The 22,032-nt window shown below is 59.7% G+C and carries 22 protein-coding genes and 1 riboswitch; of the genes, 8 read left to right on the top strand and 14 right to left on the bottom strand.

Annotated features, from left to right (window positions below; all coding sequences use genetic code 11):
- Nucleotides 1-8 precede the first annotated feature (8 nt).
- The 9 genes from ACVMDN_RS02365 to ACVMDN_RS02325 all read right to left on the bottom strand — a co-directional run bounded on the left by ACVMDN_RS02365 (nucleotide 9) and on the right by ACVMDN_RS02325 (nucleotide 6,561).
- Nucleotides 9-284, bottom strand: a complete 276-nt coding sequence (locus ACVMDN_RS02365) for an EscS/YscS/HrcS family type III secretion system export apparatus protein (RefSeq protein WP_057018251.1) — start codon at nucleotides 282-284, stop codon at nucleotides 9-11.
- Between the two features lie 2 nt (nucleotides 285-286).
- Entirely contained in the window at nucleotides 287-952 is a 666-nt protein-coding gene (sctR, locus tag ACVMDN_RS02360) for a type III secretion system export apparatus subunit SctR (RefSeq protein ID WP_028343882.1), read from the bottom strand.
- On the bottom strand, nucleotides 945-1,946 hold the full coding sequence (gene sctQ, locus ACVMDN_RS02355) for a type III secretion system cytoplasmic ring protein SctQ (protein WP_081334767.1): 1,002 nt from the start codon (nucleotides 1,944-1,946) through the stop codon (nucleotides 945-947). Before sctQ ends, sctR begins: the two co-directional genes overlap by 8 nt.
- Before the next feature lie 107 nt (nucleotides 1,947-2,053).
- Nucleotides 2,054-2,590 (bottom strand): hypothetical protein, encoded by a 537-nt coding sequence (locus ACVMDN_RS02350; protein WP_253588028.1) that lies wholly within the window; start codon nucleotides 2,588-2,590, stop codon nucleotides 2,054-2,056.
- The gene (gene sctN / locus ACVMDN_RS02345; RefSeq protein ID WP_092087175.1) at nucleotides 2,566-3,921 is read right to left on the bottom strand and encodes a type III secretion system ATPase SctN; all 1,356 of its coding nucleotides are present in this window, start codon (nucleotides 3,919-3,921) and stop codon (nucleotides 2,566-2,568) included. The genes ACVMDN_RS02350 and sctN overlap by 25 nt, the downstream gene beginning before the upstream one ends.
- A complete protein-coding gene (gene sctL, locus ACVMDN_RS02340; RefSeq protein ID WP_253588029.1) occupies nucleotides 3,918-4,541 on the bottom strand; it encodes a type III secretion system stator protein SctL in 624 nt (207 codons plus the stop codon). Before sctL ends, sctN begins: the two co-directional genes overlap by 4 nt.
- Nucleotides 4,538-5,170 (bottom strand): nodulation protein NolU, encoded by a 633-nt coding sequence (locus ACVMDN_RS02335; protein ID WP_081334766.1) that lies wholly within the window; start codon nucleotides 5,168-5,170, stop codon nucleotides 4,538-4,540. The genes sctL and ACVMDN_RS02335 overlap by 4 nt, the downstream gene beginning before the upstream one ends.
- Before the next feature lie 11 nt (nucleotides 5,171-5,181).
- Complete coding sequence (gene sctJ / locus ACVMDN_RS02330; RefSeq protein WP_069280074.1) at nucleotides 5,182-6,048, bottom strand: type III secretion system inner membrane ring lipoprotein SctJ; 867 nt, start codon at nucleotides 6,046-6,048, stop codon at nucleotides 5,182-5,184.
- A 9-nt stretch (nucleotides 6,049-6,057) separates the two neighbouring features.
- Nucleotides 6,058-6,561 (bottom strand): nodulation protein NolB, encoded by a 504-nt coding sequence (locus ACVMDN_RS02325; protein WP_245314107.1) that lies wholly within the window; start codon nucleotides 6,559-6,561, stop codon nucleotides 6,058-6,060.
- Nucleotides 6,562-6,752: 191 nt separating this feature from the next.
- Between ACVMDN_RS02325 and ACVMDN_RS02320 the strand changes: the two genes are divergently transcribed.
- Together ACVMDN_RS02320 and ACVMDN_RS02315 are read left to right on the top strand one after the other, a co-directional pair.
- The gene (locus tag ACVMDN_RS02320; protein WP_375167005.1) at nucleotides 6,753-7,454 is read left to right on the top strand and encodes a secretin N-terminal domain-containing protein; all 702 of its coding nucleotides are present in this window, start codon (nucleotides 6,753-6,755) and stop codon (nucleotides 7,452-7,454) included.
- 872 nt (nucleotides 7,455-8,326) lie between these two features.
- Nucleotides 8,327-8,602 (top strand): hypothetical protein, encoded by a 276-nt coding sequence (locus ACVMDN_RS02315; RefSeq protein WP_069280059.1) that lies wholly within the window; start codon nucleotides 8,327-8,329, stop codon nucleotides 8,600-8,602.
- Between the two features lie 303 nt (nucleotides 8,603-8,905).
- Here ACVMDN_RS02315 and ACVMDN_RS02310 read toward each other — a convergent pair whose 3' ends face one another.
- From ACVMDN_RS02310 to ACVMDN_RS02295, 4 genes are all read right to left on the bottom strand, one after another.
- Complete coding sequence (locus ACVMDN_RS02310; RefSeq protein WP_176731415.1) at nucleotides 8,906-9,979, bottom strand: ribonucleotide-diphosphate reductase subunit beta; 1,074 nt, start codon at nucleotides 9,977-9,979, stop codon at nucleotides 8,906-8,908.
- Nucleotides 9,970-11,859, bottom strand: coding sequence for a ribonucleoside-diphosphate reductase subunit alpha (locus ACVMDN_RS02305; protein ID WP_253603960.1), 1,890 nt, complete (start codon nucleotides 11,857-11,859; stop codon nucleotides 9,970-9,972). The genes ACVMDN_RS02310 and ACVMDN_RS02305 overlap by 10 nt, the downstream gene beginning before the upstream one ends.
- A gap of 162 nt (nucleotides 11,860-12,021) precedes the next feature.
- Nucleotides 12,022-12,236: riboswitch (cobalamin riboswitch) on the bottom strand.
- A 402-nt stretch (nucleotides 12,237-12,638) separates the two neighbouring features.
- Nucleotides 12,639-13,595: a class I SAM-dependent methyltransferase gene (locus ACVMDN_RS02300; protein ID WP_176731416.1), complete on the bottom strand. Its 957-nt coding sequence runs from the start codon at nucleotides 13,593-13,595 to the stop codon at nucleotides 12,639-12,641.
- 177 nt (nucleotides 13,596-13,772) lie between these two features.
- The gene (locus tag ACVMDN_RS02295) at nucleotides 13,773-13,985 is read right to left on the bottom strand and encodes a nodulation protein NolB (protein ID WP_141713661.1); all 213 of its coding nucleotides are present in this window, start codon (nucleotides 13,983-13,985) and stop codon (nucleotides 13,773-13,775) included.
- A 722-nt stretch (nucleotides 13,986-14,707) separates the two neighbouring features.
- Here ACVMDN_RS02295 and ACVMDN_RS02290 point away from each other — a divergent pair.
- Nucleotides 14,708-16,396, top strand: coding sequence for an HrpF/NolX family T3SS translocon protein (locus tag ACVMDN_RS02290; protein WP_081334768.1), 1,689 nt, complete (start codon nucleotides 14,708-14,710; stop codon nucleotides 16,394-16,396).
- 638 nt (nucleotides 16,397-17,034) lie between these two features.
- Here ACVMDN_RS02290 and ACVMDN_RS02285 read toward each other — a convergent pair.
- On the bottom strand, nucleotides 17,035-17,406 hold the full coding sequence (locus ACVMDN_RS02285; RefSeq protein ID WP_069280061.1) for a hypothetical protein: 372 nt from the start codon (nucleotides 17,404-17,406) through the stop codon (nucleotides 17,035-17,037).
- Between the two features lie 256 nt (nucleotides 17,407-17,662).
- On the opposite strand from ACVMDN_RS02285, the gene ACVMDN_RS02280 reads away from it, so the two are divergent.
- From ACVMDN_RS02280 to sctV, 5 genes are all read left to right on the top strand, one after another.
- A complete protein-coding gene (locus ACVMDN_RS02280) occupies nucleotides 17,663-17,896 on the top strand; it encodes a hypothetical protein (protein ID WP_069280658.1) in 234 nt (77 codons plus the stop codon).
- A 116-nt stretch (nucleotides 17,897-18,012) separates the two neighbouring features.
- The gene (locus ACVMDN_RS02275) at nucleotides 18,013-18,903 is read left to right on the top strand and encodes a SctD/MshK family protein (RefSeq protein WP_069280062.1); all 891 of its coding nucleotides are present in this window, start codon (nucleotides 18,013-18,015) and stop codon (nucleotides 18,901-18,903) included.
- Between the two features lie 33 nt (nucleotides 18,904-18,936).
- On the top strand, nucleotides 18,937-19,476 hold the full coding sequence (locus ACVMDN_RS02270) for a hypothetical protein (protein WP_069280063.1): 540 nt from the start codon (nucleotides 18,937-18,939) through the stop codon (nucleotides 19,474-19,476).
- A 2-nt stretch (nucleotides 19,477-19,478) separates the two neighbouring features.
- The gene (locus ACVMDN_RS02265; protein WP_069280064.1) at nucleotides 19,479-19,904 is read left to right on the top strand and encodes a tetratricopeptide repeat protein; all 426 of its coding nucleotides are present in this window, start codon (nucleotides 19,479-19,481) and stop codon (nucleotides 19,902-19,904) included.
- An 8-nt stretch (nucleotides 19,905-19,912) separates the two neighbouring features.
- Nucleotides 19,913-22,030, top strand: coding sequence for a type III secretion system export apparatus subunit SctV (sctV, locus tag ACVMDN_RS02260; protein WP_069280065.1), 2,118 nt, complete (start codon nucleotides 19,913-19,915; stop codon nucleotides 22,028-22,030).
- Nucleotides 22,031-22,032: the final 2 nt, after the last annotated feature.

Below are 22,032 nucleotides of genomic sequence, written 5' to 3'. Positions count from 1 at the left end.
AAGCCCTGCTAGTATCTTGCGGTGAGTGCAGGAAACTCGCTGAAAATGCGTTCGGCCTGCTCGATGAGCGGAGCGCTGAGGACCGGAGAGAACCCGGCGAGTACGGCGACGACGACGAGAAGCTTCACCGTCAGGGGTAAGGTTTGATCTTGGAGCTGGGTTGCCGCCTGGATGAGGCCGATGATCAATCCCGAGATCAGGGCTGCCAGGAGCGGCGGCAGAACCCAGATCATGAAAAGCACGAGCGATTCGCTCAGGTACTTGAGGATGCTGGCTTCGTTCATTATCAACCTCCCGGCGTCGTGTAGCTCAAAACCAGCCCGTGCATGAGACGTGACCAGCCATCAATGGTAACGAACAAAAAGAGCTTGAAGGGAACAGATATCACTGTCGGCGACACCATCGACATGCCCATGGCCATCAAAATCGTCGTGACGATCAGGTCGATGGTGATAAAGGGAAGATAAAGAAGAAAGCCGATTTCGAAGCCGCGCTTGAGCTCCGAGATCAAGAACGACGGCACAAGAATCACAAAATCATCAGCCGTGGCGCTGCCGCGCATCTCCTCCGACCAGACATGTTCGGTCGATGACAGGAAAAACCGGCGCTGCTCTTCATTGGTGAACTTCTTCAAATGCGCGCGCAGCGGCTCCTGCCCCTCCTTGGCGGCTGTTACCCAGTCATCAAATGTTTGGTAGCGGAGTTGCGGATCCGTCAGGCGGTTGTAGGTCTGCTCAAACACCGGCGCGCTGATGAAGACGGTCAGGATCAGTGCCGCCCCATACAGGACGATATTGGGCGGTATCGATTGAGTCCCGAGCGCGTTGCGCACCAGGAAAAGCACAACGGAGACCTTTATGAAGGCGGTCGTCGTCACGACGGCGAAGGCGAGCAGGCCAAGACCGACCGTGATCGCCAGAAGCGCGAGGATGCTGGGTTGAATCTCAGTCATTGACCGCCAACCTGCCACGTAATCTGACGGCAAGTTCGTCGCCGACCCGCACGATATCGCCACGGCCGATGCGCTGCCCGTTGGCAAGGATATCAACTGGGCCGTCAAGCGACCGGCCGAGTTCGAACACATGGCCTTCGTTGATGCTCCGCAAGGTTCCAATCGGCATCGGCCAGCGGCCGCATTCGAATACGAGTGTGATCTCGAGGCTGTCGATATCGGCCTCGGAGGGAGGCTGCTGGGCTTGGGATTGTGTCGTCATGTGTCCACTTTTCGAGGGGTGAGATTGCGAGCGGAATGGTCCCCGCAGGACCAGTCGGTCGCCGGCAACCTCCGCAGGGGCCCACAAAGTGCCGGCAGTGAGGATGATCTGGCCACGAGCAAGGTAAATTGCGTCCGGCAGCAGCGCATCGCCTTGCTGGGCTTGACGAACAAGGCCGATTGTAATGCGGAGCGAGCCAACCTCGCCTGCAACGATCACAGGGAGTTCAGGGCGAAGCTTAGGCGTCTGTCGCGGCAATCGGCCAAGCAATTCACCTAGGACGCCGAAAGCTGGCGGAACCAGACCGTCAAGAGACGAGAATAGGAGCAGGCGAACCTTGCTCGTGAGCGGCCCATAGGCGACATCGAACTCAAGGAATGGACCTGATTTCGCCGCTTCATCGGTGCGGAGAAGCTGCAAATGCCGCTGCGTCAGCTGCTCCAGAGAAGAGAGCAACGGGTCTAGCGCGAGTTCAAGGACCAGCGAACGCGTTGGCTCGGAAGGTAAGGTCAGGCCATTCTGCACCGTCGCAATCAGCGCTTCGGCAAACGACCTGGGCAAGGACAGGACGAGCGTTTCGCCGCCTGCGTCAAAGACGCAGTCAAGCATCGATGTCTCAGGTGGCTCGACCTGCCAGACAAGCCTGACCATGCGCAGCGATAGCGGCTTATCGCCGAAACGGCTTTGCAGAGGTCCGCGGAAAGCTGCGATCTCATTGAGCCAAGAGACCACAGCACGAGATAGGGTCAGCTGTGGCCTGAATGGTACGGGCCCACCCAGCCTCTGTGTCGCAGGCGGCGCCTGCCCATCGCAGCACACCGGCAAAGGAGAATTGGCCATCAGCTCGGCTCGCCTCCCGCTTGGAAAGGGGCGCCTCTGCGGTAGCGAAGCAACACCTCATCATCGGCTTCGATTTCCGCCGCGGCTTCAACATGAGCATTGGTGATGCGCTCAACATTACGCTCGATCTCTTGCCATTTGTGGCACGCAGCGGAACGTTTGGCCCATAGCGTCCGCGCCTCACGGACCGCCGCCTCGGCCTGATCCTGAGCGGTGTGCGCCTTGTCAAGAAGTAGCTGCGCCGCCGCGATATCCTCTGTGAGCCGCCCAATGATAAGATGATGGCGGCGCTCGAGCTCGCTGACCGATATCGCATCGGCCGATAACATCTCCCGATAAAGCTCGGCTTCGACCCTTGCGCGGTGTCTTTCGGTATTGGCAAGCTGCTCGGAAGCCTGTTCGACGGCTTCACCTGCGATGCGGCGCTTGGCTTCCATGTCGGACAGTTCACGAAGGGCGCTTCGCTCCCTCATGTCCTTCACCGCCCGCAATTTCGACGCATGAGCGGTGTTCAGGCGGTCAAACGTGACATCCATGCGATCGTCTCCTCAAATTTGCACGCCTCGTCCTGGCCTTGACGCAGGAACGTCCGCAACTCCTCAATCGAGGCGATCGCCCGGTCGGTCAGCGGATCAGCGCCTTGCTTATATTCGCCGACCTTGATCAAAAACTCGGCCTCGGCGTAGCGCGAGAGCAGATCACGAAAGAAGGATGCCGCCTTGCGATGCGGCACAGACACGACCGCATCCATGACGCGGCTTCGGCTCGACAGCACGTCGATGGCCGGAAAATGCTCCCGCGAAGCCAGCGCACGCGAAAGAATGATGTGTCCGTCGAGAATGCCGCGCGATTCTTCGGCGATTGGATCGCCCGTGCCGTCACCTTCGACTAGCACGGTATAAAAGGCCGTGATGGAGCCCTGCTCGCCCATGCCGGCCCGCTCCAACAGACCCGGCAGCAGAGCAAAGACGGAGGGCGGAAATCCGCGCCGGGTCGGAGGCTCTCCCGCGGCAAGGCCGATCTCGCGCATCGCACGACTAAAGCGCGTCAAGGAATCCATCATCAGAACGACGCGCAGCCCCTGATCACGAAAGTATTCGGCCAGCGCCGTCGCCATATGGGCGCATTGTGCCCGCTCCATCGCCGAACGGTCGGAGGTTTCCACGACGACGACCGAACGGCGGAGTGCCTCGCCAAGATGACGTTCGATGAATTCACGTACCTCTCTGCCACGTTCGCCGATCAGCGCGACAATCGTGACGTCGGCGGCTGCGCCTTTGACGATTTGCGACATCAGCGTCGACTTGCCGCAACCGGCGTCCCCATAGATTCCGATCCGCTGGCCTTCACCACATGTCAGAAGCCCATCCAGGACACGAACGCCGAGTGGGAAAGGCTGCTCGATACCTCGCCGTTTCATGGGGTTGGGCGCCTTGCCGCGCAGCGGGCGCACTTCGCCAGCCTTTATTGGCCCCTTACCATCGAGTGGACGACCGAAACTGTCGATCACGCGGCCGAGCAAATCGGGGCCGACCGGAACTTCCTGCATTCGCCCAGTCGTGACGACCTCGGCACGGTTGGACAAGCCGACCATGTCACCGATCGGTGTGAGCAACACCCCGTCCGGCAACAAGCCGATCACCTCCGCCTCGAGCGACCACCCGCTGCGGGGGTCCTGCAGCAGGCATAGCTCCCCAACCCGGGCTTCCGGCAAGACGGCATGGAGCAGCGTACCGATAGCCTTCGTGATCCGGCCGCGGACGGCACGCGTGTCGATATGCTTGGCGGAAGATCTCAGGGAAGACAGTGCGGCGTGGACAGCCTCTTCTTCAGCCGCAGCACCATGGGTCGATCGTTGCGCGGTCACGGTCCACCTTCCTGCAACGGCAAGCCAAACCCCACACGAAGCGCACGGAGCTGCGCGGCAAGTCCGAGATCGACATTGCCAAACTCGCTCCACAAGACACATTGGTCCGCCGTGAGCGCCGGATCCGGCTCGATCCTGACCTTGGGCCGGCCCTCCTGTCCGTTGTAGGCTGCGAATTCATTGGCAAGCAGATCGGCTTTCAGGGGGGACACGTGAAGGCAGACTTCCGTGTTCTTGTACTTTTGCTCAATCGCGTGACGAACGCTGCGCACCAGCATCTCGCCCGGATCAAAGGCGCCGAGCAAATCTCGCACGATCTCGATGACCAGCTCGGGCAATTCTTGTTCCAGAACGGCCTTTCGCTGCGCGAGTTCGCAAGCAGCCTGCGCAATCAGGCGTGCGATTTCCTCTGCGCCCGTTTTTACCCCCTCCGCATGGCCGCGCGCCCGTTCCCGCTCAAAAGCTTTGCGTCCCCAGCCGCGAACACGCTGCAGATGCCGCTCAGCAGTGGCCCGCGCGTGCACGGCGTCATGCCAGATCTCGAGCTCGGCTGCCGGGATCAGGGGCCCAAGCGGACGGATCTGTGGGGCCACAGGCAATGCTGGGAAGTCGACTGTCATACCGTGGCAGCCTCCGTCCCCAAATGGGCCACAACCAAGGAAAGCAGCGGGCCTGAAGCACGATGGTGCTCAGCCGCCGGATTGTCCGCGGCCGTCCCACGAGGCAAGCGTAGAAGCACGCGGATACGCTCAATCGCTGGAGCCCGGTCGAGCCAGGCGCCCAGACAGGCATGTCCATCGCGTTCAATCTGTCGCGACAGGTGTTCCGGATCGGCAATGAGTGCTGTTGCAACCGCACTGGGTAAATGCCGGATGGCGAAGGCATGCGCTTCGGCACCGATCATCTCGACCAAGATCGAAAGATCGCGCTTTGAAACCAGCTTCAGGACGGAATGAGCATGCCAGATACCGCCGGCGAGCAGCGCAGCCCGACGCGGATCATGCCCGAGCAGAAGGTCGTCGTTCCAGCCAGCTCCGCTCACATCCACGTCGCTGCCGAGCAGCAGCTCGGCCAGCCTTGGCTGCAACCTGGAACTCTGCTGCAGTCGGAGTAATGTGGCGGGCGACAGCAGCGGATCGAGACACGCGGCAAAACGGCTCGGATGGATCGAGGCAATAAGCTCGCGCAGCCGTTCTGAAGCCAGCGTGATCGAACGATTGGGTTCGGTGGGTGATATCGATGACGACATGAGCGTCCTGGTTATGTCGCATCGGAGGTGATCTTTTTGCCAGCAGCCTGGACAGCGGTCACATTCGAACGCCTGCCGAACATGGTAAGTTTGCGCGATGATTGACCGAACTGACGAAGACGCGCGCCAAGCAACAGATAAGATGCAATGACGAATGCGGCGCTTGCGCCCCCGACCCCAAGCGCAAGCCACGGCGTTGAAGCCGGCCTTGTTGATTGAGACGAAGCGGCTGCCGACTGCGCCGGCTGCTCAAGCGGCGCTCGCTCAACCGGCACAAAGACCACAGCCACCTTGTCGTAAGACAGCCCTTCGATGCTGTTGGCGACGAGCATCTTGATCTGAGGCAACAGCGCCGAGAGCTTGGCGTTCGAACCATGTCGGATGAAAACCGACGCCGACGATGGGGTGGCGTCTTGCCGCAGAAGATCGTTCTTCGGCAGAACCACGTGCACCCGCGCCGAAAGGACGCCATCGATGTCGCTAATGGTGCGCGACAATTCTTCGCTGAGGGCATAAACGTAACGGGCGCGCTCCTCGATCGGGGAGGCAACGAGGCCCGATCCCTTGAATACCTCGCCGAGATTCTTGAAAGATTGACGCGGCAGCCCCTCAACATTGAGCAGGTCAATCGAATATGCAAGCTGCCTTTCCTCGACCTGGATCGTGCTGGTTCCATCCTTGGCGACAACGCGAACAGCATCGACACCCTTGCCAAGCAGAAGCGCAAGCATCTCATTGGCCTCACGCTCCTGAATCTTGCTGTAGAGATCAGCCTTGCAGCCGATCAACGGAACAAGAAGCGGCAGAGCAAGGCAAATGCGAAGCCGCCGCCACCATTGACGGCGGCCGCAACCCCCACTGTGCATCACACCAGGCATCAGCTCCACTCAGCCCGCCGATAGCAGCTTGTTCAACGAGGAGCTCACGGCGCTGGTGCTCTTGGAGACGAGGGAAACCTGAACGACGTCCCGGTAGACATCCCGTAGATTTACCATCATCGAATCGAAATCCGCAGCCACCGGTTTAACCGCCGCGTGCGCGCTGATGTCGACCGGCGGCAACAGCGGCCGCGCGGCGGGGCCGGCTTGTACGGCACTCGCAGCAGAAGACGCGCCACCGACCGCGGGAGCAACGGCATGGCTGTGGTACATGGTGGAAAGAGTTTGAAGAACGCGATCGCCCGGCGGCACCGCCAGCGTGTTCGTGCGCTGCACCTCCAGTACCGGCGAAACGACTGCAGCTCTGTCCGCGACTGGTGAGGCAGGCCCCTGACTTGAGACCGCTTGCGCAAGAGACTGCTCAAAGTGTGCCTGCTCGACGGGAGCTGCCGGCGAACAGGCATTGGAAAGGCAGTCGGCTGAATTGGGAGAGATCGGCGTTGCGCCTAACATCATATAAGGAGTCATTGTGCTCGCTGGTGAGACCAAGCGTTCTCGACGGATGAACAGATCAAAATCTGTAGATTGGTGAGCTGACGAAAACCTGACGAAGATGGAGGTTATTACGCCATCTAATGATCACGTTTGGCTTCCAAGCTGGAACGAAATTTCAGGTTTAATTCTCAGGTGGAAGGCCTTCGGGAATGCTCGTTCGATCCACGATGGCGCAAAGTTTGAAGAGCAGTCTCTATGCCGGAGCTCTCATTTGTCTTGCAATGGTGAGCGCGTTTGGCGCGCCCCTGTCGCTGCCTTCGACTCCTTATAGCTATACGGTTCTCGATCAGGACCTTGCTGCCGCGCTGCAGGAGTTCGGCAACAATCTCAATATCAGGGTCAATGTCAGCACTGAAGTGAAGGGCCGGATTCGCGGGCGAATGCCGGACCTGCCGCCGCGCGACTTCCTCGAGCGTCTGACCAACCTGTACAATCTTCAATGGTACTACGACGGCCTCGTGCTTTACATATCCGCAGCCCACGAGGCGCAGAGCCGGCTGATTGTGTTGAACCCGATCAGCTTCGATGCGTTCAAGACCGCGCTCGAGGCGCTCAACATCTCCGATGAGCGCTATATCGTGAAGCCGGCGCCGGGGGATGGTCTTGTCCTGGCTTCGGGTCCGCCACGCTTCATCGCGCTGGTGGACCAGACGCTGAAGGGTCTTGTGGCGGAGGAGCAGGCGCGGCGCAATCCCGCCATCGCCGAAAGGCCGCCGCGGGATTCCGTTTTGATGTTGTTTCGTGGCTCCTCCAGCGTGGTTATTCGAGATGGGCGCCCGGAAGGGCATTATGCGTCCGACGCGCCGCGTCAGGACGGCACCGTGCGTGGAGCTGACACAGGCCAGAAATGACCTAATTGATGCGAGGCAGCTTGAGCCGAAGTCGATCCAATCTGCATCGGCTCAAGTCCTTCTGATCGTCAGCTTTTCGAAAGCTAATGCTCCCATGGGCGTGCGGACGCTGGACGGCGGGGCCTCCTACCGACCGCAACGGATGTGGGCAACCAGCCACCCTTGACGCGAGCGGAAGCTGGCAAGCGCCATCTTTGACGGAAGCTCGGGGCCTCAAATATCGATGAGAGCCTTCGAACCGGCTGCGTCAGAGCCGCAGGGCATGTCTCGCTCGATCCGCTCCATCATCGAAAAGGAGTAACAGGATGGATTTCAATGCAATCGGTCCAGCGAATACGAGGCCAGAGCCCGACTTACCAGAACCGTCTATGGACGCGACCGGCTTTGAGCAGCGGCTCAGTGGCGCGCAAGCTGGTGCTCTGCCACAGCACGCAGCCCCGCCGGTCCTGCAGGGAGGCGCCTATTCGCCATATTTGGACGCAGGTCATCCTTATTCACCGTACTTGGATGCTGGTCACCCCTATTCTCCGTACCTGGATTTAGCGCATCCCTGGCCGGACTTGGATCGGGAAAATGATCCGTTTACGCCAAGCGCGGAGCACGTCGCGCCAGAACCGGAAAGCCCGCAATATCTCCCCCAGCAGACGATCGCTCAGGCGATCGAGGCACATCCTGGTGTCGATCAGGATCTGATATGGCAGAATGTGGCCGGCCCTTCACACGCTGGGCCATCGTACGCTGGACCACTGCTGGAGGGACCGTCCCATGCCGGGCCATCGCACGCCGGTCCCACCCACGCTCGGCCATTGCAAGCGGGCCCCTCTCAGGCTGGTCCGTCCGAAACTGCACCACCAGAACTTTCCGAGCTCCGGATGCTGAACGGACGTCTCGCCAAGGATTACTGGGTTTTCACTGGCCAAACGGCCACAGCCGCTCAGATCGATATGCTTGAGCGCAGCGGAGTGAAGCCGAGCAAGGACCACCCCACAAAGGTTTTTACCTTTCTCGGCGTGCCTCACACAGCCGAATGGAGAGAAGAGGGCTTCATTCGTCTTACACCGTCGCTGGACCAAACCCTTTGGCCTGAAGAGCCGGCTGAAAATAGATCTTTGGACTCCGACTCTGAGGAAGATCCGCGTATCCGCTAGGGACGGGCCGTACCTTGGCTGGGCCACGTCCTGGAAGCGGATAGATTAAAAATTGCGACGGCAGCAGCAGTTGGTACGGGCCCGCAGCCGGCAAATATTGCCATTCACCTGGTTTAAGCCCACTTGATCATTACAGAATCGGTCAAGTCAGAATAGCTGCACGCTCGAGATGAACGATCGCAGCCGTCCTCCTGTCGTTTTAGTCTCTCCGTCCCGCTGTGCCGACGCCACGAAGTCGGCAGCCTTGATCATCAACGCGATCGTCACATGCACAATCGCCCTTGATGATTAGCTCCAGCATGACTACGTCCGGCCGAAAGCTGCCCACACCCCGTCTTCGCCATCCCAGCTGCCGCGGCTCGCCGCCTTGGAGTATTCCGTGGCGCGCTGCTCGAAGAAATTGGCGTGCTCGACACCGTTGAGAATCTCCACGAGCCATGGCAGCGGATGTGCCTTGAGCCGGATGAACCCGCCCTCCTTAGCCTCGAAGAAGCCGAATACCGGGGCAATCCGCAGCTGGGTCAGTCGCCAGTCGGCGACGTAGCGGACGTAGGCATGGATCTGCTCGGGATTCATACCCTCGATCTCGCCGAGGCCAAAGGCGAGGTCGACGAAGTTCTCCTCCAGCTTCACCATGGTCTTGGCGACGTCGATGATATCGTCACGGACGGAGCGCGTCACCGCGCCAGTTTCGCGGTGCCATTCGTGAAACAGCTTTATGATGCCCTCACAATGCAGGCTCTCGTCGCGCACTGACCAGCTTACGATCTGTCCCATACCGTTCATCTTGTTGTGGCGCGGAAAGTTGAGCAGCATCGCGAAGCTCGCGAACAACGCCATGCCTTCGGTGAAGGCGCCGAACATCGCCAACGTCCGGGCGACATCGGCCACGGTGCCGACGCCGAACTCGTGCATGTAGTCGGCCTTCGCGCGCATCTCGGCATAGCCGCGGAATGCCTCGAACTCGGTTTTGGGCATACCGAGCGTTTTGAGCAGTAGCGCATAGGCATCGATGTGGACCGTCTCCATGTTGGTGAAAGCTGCAATCATCATCTGGACGGTGAGCGGCTGGAAAATCGGGATGTAGCGCTTAAGATAGTTGTCGCCGACCTCGATGTCCGATTGAGTGAAGAAACGGAAGATCTGGGTGAGCAGCGCACGTTCGTTGTCGGTGACGCGGTCCGACGCCCAGTCCTTGAGGTCTGCGCCGAGCGGCACCTCCTCCCCCATCCAATGGGTCTGCTGCTGGCGCTTCCAGAACTCGTAAGCCCAGGCGTAGCGATCAACGTCGTAGCTGCCGGTCGAGTCGAGGAGGCCGACGCGCTGCTTGCCGATCAGCGTACGCGGATCGACGGACGAGAGATCGATCACTGACATGCGAGGCACTCCTCATAGTCGGTGCGCTGCTGCGATGGTTGCGGGGGCGCAGCCTTGTCGCCATCGGCGATGGCGCCGGCGAACGCCGCGCGCGAAATAGATTTTGAACGGCAGTAGTAGAGGCTCTTCACCCCCCGCTTCCATGCCGTCCAGTGCAGCATGTGAAGATCCCATTTATCGACGTCAGCCGGCAGATAGAGGTTGACCGACTGGCTCTGGCAGACGAACGCGGCGCGGTCGGCGGCAAGTTCGACGATCCAGCGCTGGTCGATCTCGAAGGCGGTGCGAAAGACCGCTTTCTCGATTTCCGAGAGGATGTCGAGATGGGCGACCGAACCCTCGGCGGCGATGATGGACTGCCAGATCGCCGAAGTATTGGCGCCCTTGGCGGCCAGCAGCTTGGCGAGATGCCGATTACGCACCGAGATGGCGCCGGACAAGGTCTTATGGGTGTAGATGTTGGCCGGGATGGGTTCTACACAAGCGCTGGTGCCGCCGCAGATAATGCTTATCGAGGCGGTCGGCGCGATCGCGATCTTATGGCTGAAGCGGGCCATCACGCCTCGTTCCAGGGCATCCGGGCACGGCCCCCGCTCGCGCGCGAGCGTCACGGATGCCGCATCAGCATCGCGACGGATTTTCCGGAACATGTTCAGATTGAACGACTTGGCCACGACGCTTTCCATCGGAATGCTCTTGGCCTGCAGGAACGAGTGGAAGCCCATGACGCCAAGGCCGACGGAACGCTCACGCAAGGCGGCGTAGCGGGCACGCTTCATGACGCCCGGCGCCACCGTGATGAAGTGGGTCAGCACGTTGTCGAGGAAGCGCATGACGTCCTCGATGAAGCCAGGCTCCTCGTTCCACTGGTCCCAGGTCTCGAGGTTGAGCGACGACAGGCAGCACACGGCGGTACGCTCCTCGTCGCGATGATCGATGCCGGTCGGCAGGGTAATTTCGCTGCACAGGTTGGACGTTGAGACCTTGAGGCCGAGCTCGCGCTGGTGCTTGGGGAGCGCGCGGTTCACTGTATCGATGAACAAGAGATAAGGCTCCCCCGTCTGCAGCCGGTTCTCCAGGATGCGTTGCCACAGCTGGCGGGCGTCGATTTCGCGGATAACCTCCTTGGTCTTCGGACTGCGCAGAGCGAACGCAGTGCCGGCGCCTACGGCACGCATGAACTCATCGGTGACGTTGATGCCGTGATGCAGGTTGAGACTCTTGCGGTTGAAGTCGCCGGACGCCTTGCGGATCTCGAGGAACTCCTCGATCTCGGGATGGTGGATATCGAGATAGACCGCAGCCGAGCCGCGCCGTAACGAGCCCTGGCTGATCGCCAACGTCAGGCCGTCCATGACGTGGATGAACGGGATGATGCCTGAGGTAACGCCGCCCTTCACCTGCTCGCCGATCGAGCGAACATTGCCCCAGTAGGTGCCGATGCCGCCACCGTTAGAGGCAAGCCATACGTTCTCGTTCCAGGTGCCCACGATGCCTTCGAGCGAGTCCGACACCGAGTTAAGGAAGCAGGAAATCGGCAGGCCGCGCGTCGTGCCGCCGTTGGAGAGCACCGGTGTGGCTGGCATGAACCACAGCCGAGACATCGCATCGTAGAGACGTTGGGCATGCGCAACATCATCCGCGAAGGCGCAAGACACCCGCGCGAACATGTCCTGGATCATTTCGCCGGCGAGCAGATAACGGTCGCTCAGCGTCAGCTTGCCGAACGGCGTCAACAGGTCGTCGCGCGTCCGATCGAGCTTGAGATCGGCCGGCTTTGGCGATGGCGCAAGGGGGTACGGCAGCGGGGCCGGCGACGGCGGCGGCACAAGACACAACTCAGGCGCGCTGGGCTCTGCCTGCAATGGCTGCGACCTCACGCGCGCCGGCTCCTCAATGAGATGACCATGCTGATCGAAATCGTAAGACGGCGACATCGGCAACCCCGCGATGTTAGGCGGGGGGGACTGCGCGGATGACTTGCGAGGAAACCGGTCAAACGTCTCCGGCTGCAAGCGACCCAACGGGGCACCCCGCCCGAGGACTTTCGTTCAGTCGCGGCAGGTCTCCTGGCTCGCGGGTCGCCGCGGCTGTCGGCCTTCCCGGCGCTGTGCTGCGCCAGTGACCATGATGACAACCGCTCGCCGCTTACAGTTGCGGGGGCAGCCCCGGAGTAGCCGTTCGGCGCACCGGGTTCCCTCTTAGCTTCCGACCTACAAAATGTTGGGGCCAGAAGACCGTGACTGGCTAGACATAGGCACTACTCGCCGGGATTCGTCAACTGGGGAGATCCAGATTGAAACGCAAAAACATACCGAAGCCCGGACGACTTTGTCGCCGCTGTCGGCTTCTGCTGCAGGTGATTGGATATGCCGTTGGGCTGCATTACCGGTTTCCGTCAAGCCTGCGCAAAGGTCGAGGGAATTCCTGGCTCGCACGTCGCATTGATGGAATCTAAGAAACGGCGCGTCAGTAGAGGAGCAATTCGGCCAGACGCTTGATTTGATTCGCAGCGCTCCTGCTCGCCGCGACCAATGGCATCTGGACGAATTCGTTATCCACTCGCGGGCGAACAACATCGGCTCTGGCGCGCCGTCGACCGGAATGGCCTTGCATCCAGCCCCGAACCGAATCGCGCTGCACAGTGGTCCCACGCCTGTCACGGCTCCAGCGCGACCTGCAAGCCCTCCTTACTTTCAACATGAACGTAACGGGGTCCGATCGGCCGTCCCCTGCCGCTGGCGACAGTGACAATGTCTTCCAAAGGCATGGCGCGCGCATCCGCCTCGGGGCGAGACAAGATCAGATCGGCGTGAAACAGCCCTTCCGATTCGAGGCCGGTGGCATCCACGCCAAGGGCCGCCAAGCTGGCCAAACAGCTCTCAAATTCTTCAGCATCGCGAAAGCGACGCTGGATAAACGTTGCGCCGGCAAGACGTTCTGTCACAAGACCACGGTTTGCGAACGTCGCGGCGAGCGATTCAAATGGGAACATTCGTAGCACGAAGGAGATGATCCATGGTTGCTTCTCTGCCGCATCGAGAATCTCGCCGAACGTCTTCTCGGTAACGTAGCCGATGCATCCGGTCGACATGATAACATCCACGGAGCGGAGAATGCGCGCGCTGTCCATCGATAGCGCCTCCTTTTCAAGGTCAGCGACAATGCCCTGCTCTAAAAGGCCAACATTCTTCGCATAGCTGACCGCCGCTGCCGACACATCGAGGCCGATAAAGCGTGCCAACCCGACATCAGGCCAGGCTGCATAGAAACTGCGATCGAGACTCACCAATGTCTCAGAGCTGATCGCTCTCATCTCACGCCGGGCGTAGCGGTGACGCAAGCCCGCGAAGGTCAGCGGAAAGCGATGCACCGCTGCATTGATACCGTACGAACAACCAACATCGAGCACGACGGGCTTGAGGCCGGTGGCCGAAGCTTTCGCTGCCAGTATTTGGCGCACAACCGGCTCAGCCACGTCCGGTATCATATAATCCAGGTCTCCGAGGACCGAGAAATATGCCCTCGGATCATCCGAAGCATAAATATCGTGGAATGCAGCTTTAGACCGATTGATGCGCGAGAAATCTATCCGCAACGCAATGTCTCCTCTCATTTGCAAGCAGCTCGACGGCTGTTGCCTTCGTACCCGCCTGCACTTTGGTTATATAGGGTGTAGGCCCTTACATCCGCCGATGCGGTAGCAGAAGTGGCAAGTGAACAAGCGCATCACCCCCTCTGCGCGTCGCGGCGCGAGCGATCCTGCTGTTGTGCGAAGAAACCATCAGCCCGCTCAGCCCACCGATAGAAGCTTATTCAGAGATAAGCTGACGGCGCCGGCGCCCTTGGAGATGAGCGAAACCTGAATGACGCGATCGCCAACATCCCACAGGTTCGTCAAGGCCGAATCGAAATGATCCCTACCTTCCGGTTTACCTGCCGGATGCCAGGCGGCAGGCCCACGAAGCTGCACCTTGCTTCGAAGCTGCCTGCGCAAGACTATCATGAAACTGGTCCCGCACCGATAAACAGCCGCTGGAGAACCATTCAGCCGGGTTGAGAGAGATCGAGGCAACGGCAGGCAACATGAGAAGAACCGTTTTGTCACGTGATGAGATTGGCACCTTCGTGAGCGCGAATGGGCCAGCACCCTAGAAACGCAAGCTGACCGAAAGCTGACGAGCCTTCGTCACCTGATGATCATCGAGCGCGAAACCAGTGCCCCATCTTGAGATGCTCCGGAGATCTTGCGAGATCGTTAGACCAAATCAACGAATGCTGCGGATCGGCAGACGGGAATTGCACCAGGCCAAGTCAACGCAACCATACAAAGCTGACACCGGCATTGAAAATCCGTCCGGCCTTACTGGCAAGGCCATGTCATCAATCGTGTCGAAATCGTCTGAGCGCCGTCAGCTTCTCGAAAGCTTGTCCGTCCTAGCATACGGCGTGAAGACGGCGGTGTCCCCATGGATGGTCGCGGAACTGAGCGCTGGAGGCGCACCGAGCAACAGGATGCAAGTGGTAGGACCTGTTGAACTCTGCCGCTCAACACTCCTTGTTCGTCGCGATCTCGGGCCGCAACTAGGTGACCGTCTTGTGGTGCACCCTTAAATCGGAGAACGTATAATGTCAGTCGACCTATCGCCAACCGCCAATTCAACTGTGGCTTTACCCGGAATGCCCGCCCCGCCCTCTTCGGCGCAGGACTTTTCCAGCTTTCAGGCGATGTTGGTCAGCCTCGCGTCGAAGGACGCGACTAGCGATCATTCCGCACCGCAGGAGCCGGTGCCGACAGACGCAGCCCAGCAACTGACAGAGGAACTCACGCGGGAGACGCGGAGTATTCTTCCACCAGAGATTAGGGCGGCACTGGATGCATATCAGGATGACCCACAGCCGTCCTGTGCTGCGAGCAGCCCAATCATTGCGGAGGCACCCGTACAAAGCTCAAGGATCACCTGGAATGGTGGCACGCTGACTAATGCGGAACTGCAGATTGTCTCTGTCCTGAACCGCCACAAGGACAAATGTCCGCTTGATTGGAAGTCCCTGGGAGATTTGGCCAACGATCCCTCGACACCGCCGGATCTAAAGGCGGCGATCGAAGCGCTGCAACAGGACCCGGAGCTCTTTTATGCGATCGGTTCGCAAGGCGACGGCCGCTGTGGCGGCAAGATCAAGGTGGGCGATCTCTGCGGCTTTTCCGATCACCACCCCCAAGTTGCCGCGTTCCAAGAGCAGCGGGCGCGGACCTACGAGCAGAACTACATACCATCCGACGGGACCGGAAATGGTGAGCCATCGGTCATGACCCTGACCGATGCCATGCGCGAGCTCTACCGCTATTCCGATAACCTGCCCAAGAACTTGAGCCTTGCGGATTTCAGACACATCGTGGACGGCAACGCCGACATTGGCAAATGCCCCCCACAGGTCCTCGCGGCGGCTCAATATTTTCTCGACCACCCGGATCAATGGAAGCAGTTATACGGCGGCTCGATCGATAAGGTCCACAAAGAGGACTTTTTGCAGGTCGCTTCATCATCGATGAGTCTCAGCCGACCCGAGCTGAGCACACTAGACACGATTAACAACAACCAGGACGCTTTCTTTGGAAATGGCGTTCTGACCCGGGAAAAGCTCGCGAGTATGGTGGACGACAAGAATCTTTCTCCCGAGGTACGAAAAGCGGCCTCCCAGCTGCTCTCGGATCCTGTGCTGTTTGGGTTGATGAACAACGCGATTACCGGCTACAAAACCCACCACAAGTTTTTCGACTTCGGCGGCGGCCACACGGTTGATTCCGGAAACATCAGCGGAAATGATTTCAAGCAGTTCTTCAATAACATGTCTGGTGCGAACCGCGCTGCTCCGCAGTTGAAGACGCATGCCGCTCAAACGCCTGCCGAACAGGAGGCTACCGCGGACATGATGGATGGCGTGGCAGACCAGCCCGACATCAAGTCTCCCAAGAAGAACGGTGGCGCCCTCATGCATGCACTTGATGACGTGCTGAAGGTCGGCTCGAAGCTGCTCGACTGGACAGCGACGGCCGTTGGTGTACTCGGCTTTATTCCAGGGCTGGGTGAGCTGGCCGATCTTGCTTCAATGGTGATGGAGGCCGAGGCGCAAGCTGCAAATCTTCTGCACACCGCGATCACCGGTGGCAACATAAAACAGGCGCTGGCGGAAGCCGGGCTCAGTCTCGCGGCGCAGGCCGTGGGCTGCATCGCCGGCCCCGAGGTCAAGATAGCGATACGGGAAGGCTTGGTGAAGCAGGCAATTCAAGAAGCGGCGACGGCCGGCATCAACCTGCCGGTGTCGATGGCTCAGTCCTACGCGGAGAACTATCTGGATAACCTCAAGGCACGGATTGAATCCGAGCGCACGCAAGCTGCAGGTGCCTACGCCTAGTCGTAGCGGCGCTATCGACACAGGGTGAAGCTGGAACGAAAGGCTAGCTTGCGAGGCCACCGCGCGCACAGTCGTCCGCGCGGTGCAGCTTCCGCAAGCTCCGCCGACATTCGATGCTTACACCGACGAGCGTATTTGGCGATAGCTAAACCGGCGCATTTGTCGGCTGTACTCGAGCGCCCGACCGACATTCTCACATCGCGTATGCCAACGCGAAGATCTCGCCGTACTGATGGATCTCGCCGTACTGATGGATCTCGCCGTACTGATGGCGCCACCCGTCGCGAGCTGTCAACTTTACGCCGCCACCAACCGGGCGGAGCTGCAAACCTCACCAGTTTACGCCGTCGGATCGAGACCACATGAGTGATTCGTGAGGCTCAAGGTCCTTGTCTCCGACGCCTCCCGATCGTGTCCGATAAAGTGGACCGATTTTTATGGGTTTGCCACGAGCGGAACTGGAGGATCGCGCTTCGTTTCTGACGCGTATAAGCACCTTTAACCTGCCGCCCTGGAGCGGGGATGGAGACAAGTCGCTGAGTCGCTCGAGGCAAATAAATTGCCGAACGAGTTGCGAGTATTCCTCCCCTCAGATTGGGCTACATCAATGATCAAGCCCATTTTATCCGTCCTGGCGCTTACATTCCGCTCACCAAAGCTGCGCTTGAATGATCAGCGGGCTGCCTGATCAAGTGCCACATCAGCGAGGTTCTTGTACCAACTCTCTGATCTGCAGCTTTCGCCGGCCTAGTGCCGACATATGAGGCCACCTGAGCAGAAGCAGCGTCAATGAGCTCACTGTATTTTCTGCGGCTCGTCAGCTTGTCGAAAGCTAACGCTTGCATAGTAAACATGATGGAGACTCCTTCCACCGCACGAACGAAGTTTGAAGTAGGAGACACCCGATGCGTATTTCCAGCACAAGCGGCGCTGGGCACCTTGATACCGACCTCCATGCGGCTGGCGGCGCCAAAAAGGGATCCCGGAGCCCTGGTGAGCACGATGATCATGGTCGATCGACTGGTGCAGGAGCTCCCGTAGATGGCGGCACGTCTAGTCCAGACGCTGGCTCGCAAGCCGCCGCTATGCAGCAAGCGTTCAACGTCGCTCTCGGCTCCGTCGTTTTCCAACTTGCAAGTAGTGCAATGGGCAAGTTCGACGATACCATGGCCGAGACAGAGGAGGATTCCTGACCTCGCATGTTGCGGTGTCAGGAAAATGAGAGCCGCAAGTCGCGGCAATGTTCGAACAAACAGGAGAGACAATATGGCTGATAAGGTTGGTGCGTCCCATTCCTCGACTGCAGGTGGCGCAGCTGGTACTGCTGCTGCAGCCGCGGGTTCCACCGCAGCTGAAGTTGCCGGAGAAGCGGCATTCAACAGGCAACTCGCCGCACTGACTGCCACCAGCACGAAGGCTGCTGAAAGGGATGTGGAACTTCGCGTCGTCACGACAGAGCTCTCGACCGTCAAGAAGGTGGCCGACGAGCGGGTGCAGTAACGGATGAAGCGGGACGCCGTTATGTCCTTCCCGCTTTTGCGGGCCGCATAATCTGTGAAGTCGCAACAGACCGTACGGCTTGCCGTACGGTCTCGTTCTTCATTCAGGAGGCGACCGTGAATGAACCAGCTTCCCCGCTTTTCGAAGTGTTGTCGGGGTCTTATTCCGGGCTGACCGGCAAGGCGGGGGGCGGCTCGTGCTTGATTGGCAGCAGCCTCGATGCTGATTTGGTCTTCGTCGAGCAAGGCCTCGAACCGCACCATCTTCGCGTCAGCTGGCATGTCAGCTCGATCGAGATCGAGGCCCTTGCCGCAGACGTCGCGATCGAGGGCCGCGACTCTATTTCGCCAAATGAGATCGTTGTTCTCCCTCTTCCTGCCGTCATCCGTATGGGCGCGATGTCCATTCGCTTGTCGATCGATGGCTCTCAACAAGCCGGCTCTACCGGTCGCCGGCATGTACCGATTACCGTGCTCGCCTTGGTCCTTATCAGCTCTGCCGCAGTTAGCACTGTCTCAACGGGCCTTCTCCAGTCCGACGGCGCCGCAGTACCGAGCACTTCGTCCTCCGCCGCGGACATTGGCCCCAAAGTCGCGCTCGCCGCCCCTGATGCTCCGGCCGCCGACGCAGCTGCTCGACGGCTGCAAGGGGAAGTTGATGCAGCGGGCCTGCTCGGTATCAAAGTCGGTTCTGGGCCGGGCGTTGTGACGGCCGATGGCACCATTACGCCTGCCTCGCTCGCTAAATGGCGGGAAGTCCAGCAGCGATTCGATGTCGACAGCAATGGTGGTTATACGCTCGTCAGCGCGGTCGCCATCAAGGATGAGAAGACGCCCCCCGCGATTGCCGTCCAGGCGGTTTGGCGCGGAAACGACCCTTACCTGGTCATTTCTGGTCAAAAGTATTTCGTGGGCGCGATCTTGAGCAATGGATGGACCGTAAAGGAGATCGAGGACGGACGTGTGCTGCTGACACGCAATGGCCAGCTTGCTGCTCTATCTTATTAAAGTTTTAGCCCTCGGGCAACGAAGGAACGTTTCATGACTAGGCTGCCGCAGCGGTCCGTAGAGCTTGGCACCGCCTTTCAGGGAATCAACAACGAGCATCATGCACCTGCCGTCGCCCCGGCCACACCTCAGGCCAGTGGCATCGGCATCGACAAGGTCCATGGAAAAGGCGGTAACGCTCACACGTCAGTTGTCCAGGACCGCGCGGCGCAGGAGCGGTTGGCTGCCAATACGATCGATAACGCGCTCGAACTCAAGTCAATCGATCCAATCTCGCGGATCAATCCCACCGATGCCACCGAGCACGCAGATAAGATCGGAACGAATTCGGAACTTGCATGGCTGAACGGCCCCAATCTCGCGGATAGCCTGCTCTCCTTCGTCACGCCCCGCCTGCGTCATTCGCATGTTGTGCGTCCAGAGCAACACGGCCTTCTCCTCGAGCGCCTGGCCGATGCGCTGTCAGCCGCGCCAGAGGGCTCGGTGGCACGCGAAGGGGCCGCGCTTCTGCGGCTGGAACTACGGCGGTTAATCCTGCTCCGGCAGAATCACAACGGCTTGATCCAAGGTTAGCAATGCCAGATCCGCGCGGAGTGCAACACTTCACACCTACCCAGTCCTCAAATGTTTTCAAAACCGATGGGGTGGTGCCGATCTCTGGGCCCGAGCGCGATTTGCTCTGCGCGCTTACCTATGTCCACCTTGCGTGCGGGCAGAGCGCACACAGCCTGGCTCTTTTACGGCCCGTGGTTCACGAACATTCTCAAGACGTCGAGCTGCTTCGTATCCTCGCCTATGCTCTCATCTCAGAGCGCCTCGGCGAGGAAGCGCTATCGGTATTGGACAGGCTGGACGTGCTTGATGATCAGCCATCGTCGCGCCCGCCATTGCTCCTGCTACGCAGCCATGCTCTGCGTCAGGCTGGCCGCATAGTCGAGGCGCAGGCCACCTTCAAGCGCTATGTTTCATTGCGGGGCAGCACGGCTCCGGTCAAACGATAAGGCTTTGCATGGCCAGGAACCTACGAAATCTCGTCGCCCGCGCACCGTCTCACCCGGATTTGATGGTCGCGTTGATGCTGCTTCTGGCGATCGGAATGATGATCATGCCGATGCCAATCGTGGTGCTCGATATGCTGATCGGCTTCAATCTCGGCTTTGCCATATTGCTGCTGATGGTCGCCCTCTATCTCAATACGCCGCTCGACTTTTCGTCGCTGCCGGGCGTCATCCTTATCTCCACAGTCTTTCGTCTAGCACTTACCGTTGCAACGACGCGGCTGATACTCGCCGAAGGCGATGCCGGCAGCATCATCCATACGTTTGGCGATTTCGTCATATCGGGCAACATCGCCGTCGGAATTGTCATATTCCTCATCGTGACCATGGTACAGTTCATGGTTCTCGCTAAGGGGGCCGAACGCGTCGCAGAGGTATCGGCGCGCTTCACGCTCGACGCCCTGCCCGGCAAGCAGATGGCTATCGACGCGGAGCTGCGCAACGGCCACATCGATCAGCACGAAGCCCGCAGCCGGCGCAGCGCGCTGGAGCGAGAAAGCCAACTTCACGGCGCCATGGACGGCGCTATGAAATTTGTGAAGGGCGACGCTATCGCCGGCCTCATCGTCATCTGCATCAACATGCTGGGCGGCATCACGATCGGTTCGCTTTCTAAGGGCATGTCCCTTGAGGAGGCGATGCATCAATACACCATCCTGACTATAGGCGATGCACTCATTTCGCAGATTCCGGCCCTGCTACTCTCAATTACAGCGGCGACCATCGTCACTCGCGTCAACGGTCCCTCTAGGCTTAATCTTGGCGCCGATATCGTCAACCAGCTTACTGCCAGCACACAAGCGCTACGGCTGGCCGCCTGCGTCCTCGTTGTGATGGGGCTTGTTCCGGGCTTCCCTTTGCCACCCTTCGTCATTTTGGCCGCACTCTTCTGTGCGGCGAGCTTTCTCAAGGTTGGTATGCAGGATGGCAAAGCGGACATCAAGACAGGCGCCAGTTCGACCGGTGCGGCTCCCACTTCCGCACAGGGTCAGAAGCAACCCGTGCCTGCGGAAGCACTTCCGATCACGCTCTTGCTGGCGCCGAACCTGACACAAGCGATCGACAAAGCAGACCTTGAGCAGGGCATCGCACGGGTTTCGGCACTGGTCTCATCTGATCTTGGCATCGCGATTCCGCGCATTCCAACCCAAGTCGACCAGCAGTTGGCGGATTCGCAATTCAGGGTGGATGTCGAGGGAGTGCCCGTCGAAGCGGACAGCCTTAAGCCGACACAACTCTTGCTCAACGACGACGCGGTAAACATTGAATTGAGCGGAATCCCCTTTCGGCAGGACCCAGACACGAACCGGATCTGGATCGAACAAGCTCATGCTCCTGCTCTCAAAGCAGCCGGAATAGGGCATCACCGTGCAAGCGATGTGATCGCCTTGCGGGTCCAGTCGACGTTGAGGCGCTATGCTCAACGCCTGGTGGGCATTCAAGAAACCCGTCAGCTGCTCGGACGGATGGAGCAAGAATATGCTGATCTCGTGAAGGAGGTGCTGCGCACGACGCCGATCCCCCGCATCGCGGACGTTCTGCGCCGCTTGCTGGACGAGGGCATCCCGATCCGCAACACTCGCCTAGTCCTGGAGGCGCTCGCAGAATGGAGCGAACGGGAGCAGAATGCCGTGCTGCTGACCGAATATGTCCGCTCCGGTCTGAAGCGCCAGATTTGTCATCGCTATGCCAACGCCCATCGTGTTGTCGCTGCCTTTATCGTCGAGCGCGAAACCGAGGATATCGTGCGTGGTGCCGTGCGCGAAACCGCTGTCGGCCCCTATCTTGTTTTGGAAGATCGGCAAAGCGAGATGCTGCTTTCACAATTCCATCAGATCCATGCGAGCCTCGCGCGGAGTCAGAGCCAGCCAGTCATTCTTGGCTCGATGGATATCCGGCGCTTCGTCCGCGGCTTCCTCACCCGTAACGGAATCGATCTGCCCGTTCTCTCGTATCAGGATCTTGCCGCGGACTTCACGGTCCAGCCGATTGGCTCCGTCAAACTTTCCGCTGGCAAGGACAGGACCCCCATAGGAGAGCATCGCGATCCTCTCCGTGCGGCCGGCTGACG

The organism is Bradyrhizobium sp. USDA 4510 (assembly GCF_054059095.1).
This window is presented reverse-complemented; position numbering and strand designations above follow the sequence as displayed.

Excerpts from the sequence above, each read along its gene's own strand:
- ACVMDN_RS02310 (WP_176731415.1), bottom strand. The coding sequence starts at position 9,979 with ATGTCAGTGATCGATCTCTCGTCCGTCGATCCGCGTACGCTGATCGGC.
- sctV (WP_069280065.1), top strand. The coding sequence starts at position 19,913 with ATGGCCAGGAACCTACGAAATCTCGTCGCCCGCGCACCGTCTCACCCG.
- ACVMDN_RS02270 (WP_069280063.1), top strand. The coding sequence starts at position 18,937 with ATGACTAGGCTGCCGCAGCGGTCCGTAGAGCTTGGCACCGCCTTTCAG.
- ACVMDN_RS02290 (WP_081334768.1), top strand. The coding sequence starts at position 14,708 with ATGTTGGTCAGCCTCGCGTCGAAGGACGCGACTAGCGATCATTCCGCA.
- ACVMDN_RS02315 (WP_069280059.1), top strand. The coding sequence starts at position 8,327 with ATGCTGAACGGACGTCTCGCCAAGGATTACTGGGTTTTCACTGGCCAA.
- ACVMDN_RS02265 (WP_069280064.1), top strand. The coding sequence starts at position 19,479 with ATGCCAGATCCGCGCGGAGTGCAACACTTCACACCTACCCAGTCCTCA.
- sctJ (WP_069280074.1), bottom strand. The coding sequence starts at position 6,048 with ATGCCTGGTGTGATGCACAGTGGGGGTTGCGGCCGCCGTCAATGGTGG.
- ACVMDN_RS02300 (WP_176731416.1), bottom strand. The coding sequence starts at position 13,595 with ATGAGAGGAGACATTGCGTTGCGGATAGATTTCTCGCGCATCAATCGG.
- ACVMDN_RS02350 (WP_253588028.1), bottom strand. The coding sequence starts at position 2,590 with ATGGATGTCACGTTTGACCGCCTGAACACCGCTCATGCGTCGAAATTG.
- ACVMDN_RS02365 (WP_057018251.1), bottom strand. The coding sequence starts at position 284 with ATGAACGAAGCCAGCATCCTCAAGTACCTGAGCGAATCGCTCGTGCTT.
- ACVMDN_RS02285 (WP_069280061.1), bottom strand. The coding sequence starts at position 17,406 with ATGATCATCGTGCTCACCAGGGCTCCGGGATCCCTTTTTGGCGCCGCC.
- ACVMDN_RS02280 (WP_069280658.1), top strand. The coding sequence starts at position 17,663 with ATGGCTGATAAGGTTGGTGCGTCCCATTCCTCGACTGCAGGTGGCGCA.
- sctR (WP_028343882.1), bottom strand. The coding sequence starts at position 952 with ATGACTGAGATTCAACCCAGCATCCTCGCGCTTCTGGCGATCACGGTC.
- sctL (WP_253588029.1), bottom strand. The coding sequence starts at position 4,541 with ATGACAGTCGACTTCCCAGCATTGCCTGTGGCCCCACAGATCCGTCCG.
- ACVMDN_RS02335 (WP_081334766.1), bottom strand. The coding sequence starts at position 5,170 with ATGTCGTCATCGATATCACCCACCGAACCCAATCGTTCGATCACGCTG.
- ACVMDN_RS02320 (WP_375167005.1), top strand. The coding sequence starts at position 6,753 with ATGCTCGTTCGATCCACGATGGCGCAAAGTTTGAAGAGCAGTCTCTAT.
- ACVMDN_RS02295 (WP_141713661.1), bottom strand. The coding sequence starts at position 13,985 with ATGATAGTCTTGCGCAGGCAGCTTCGAAGCAAGGTGCAGCTTCGTGGG.
- ACVMDN_RS02325 (WP_245314107.1), bottom strand. The coding sequence starts at position 6,561 with ATGTTAGGCGCAACGCCGATCTCTCCCAATTCAGCCGACTGCCTTTCC.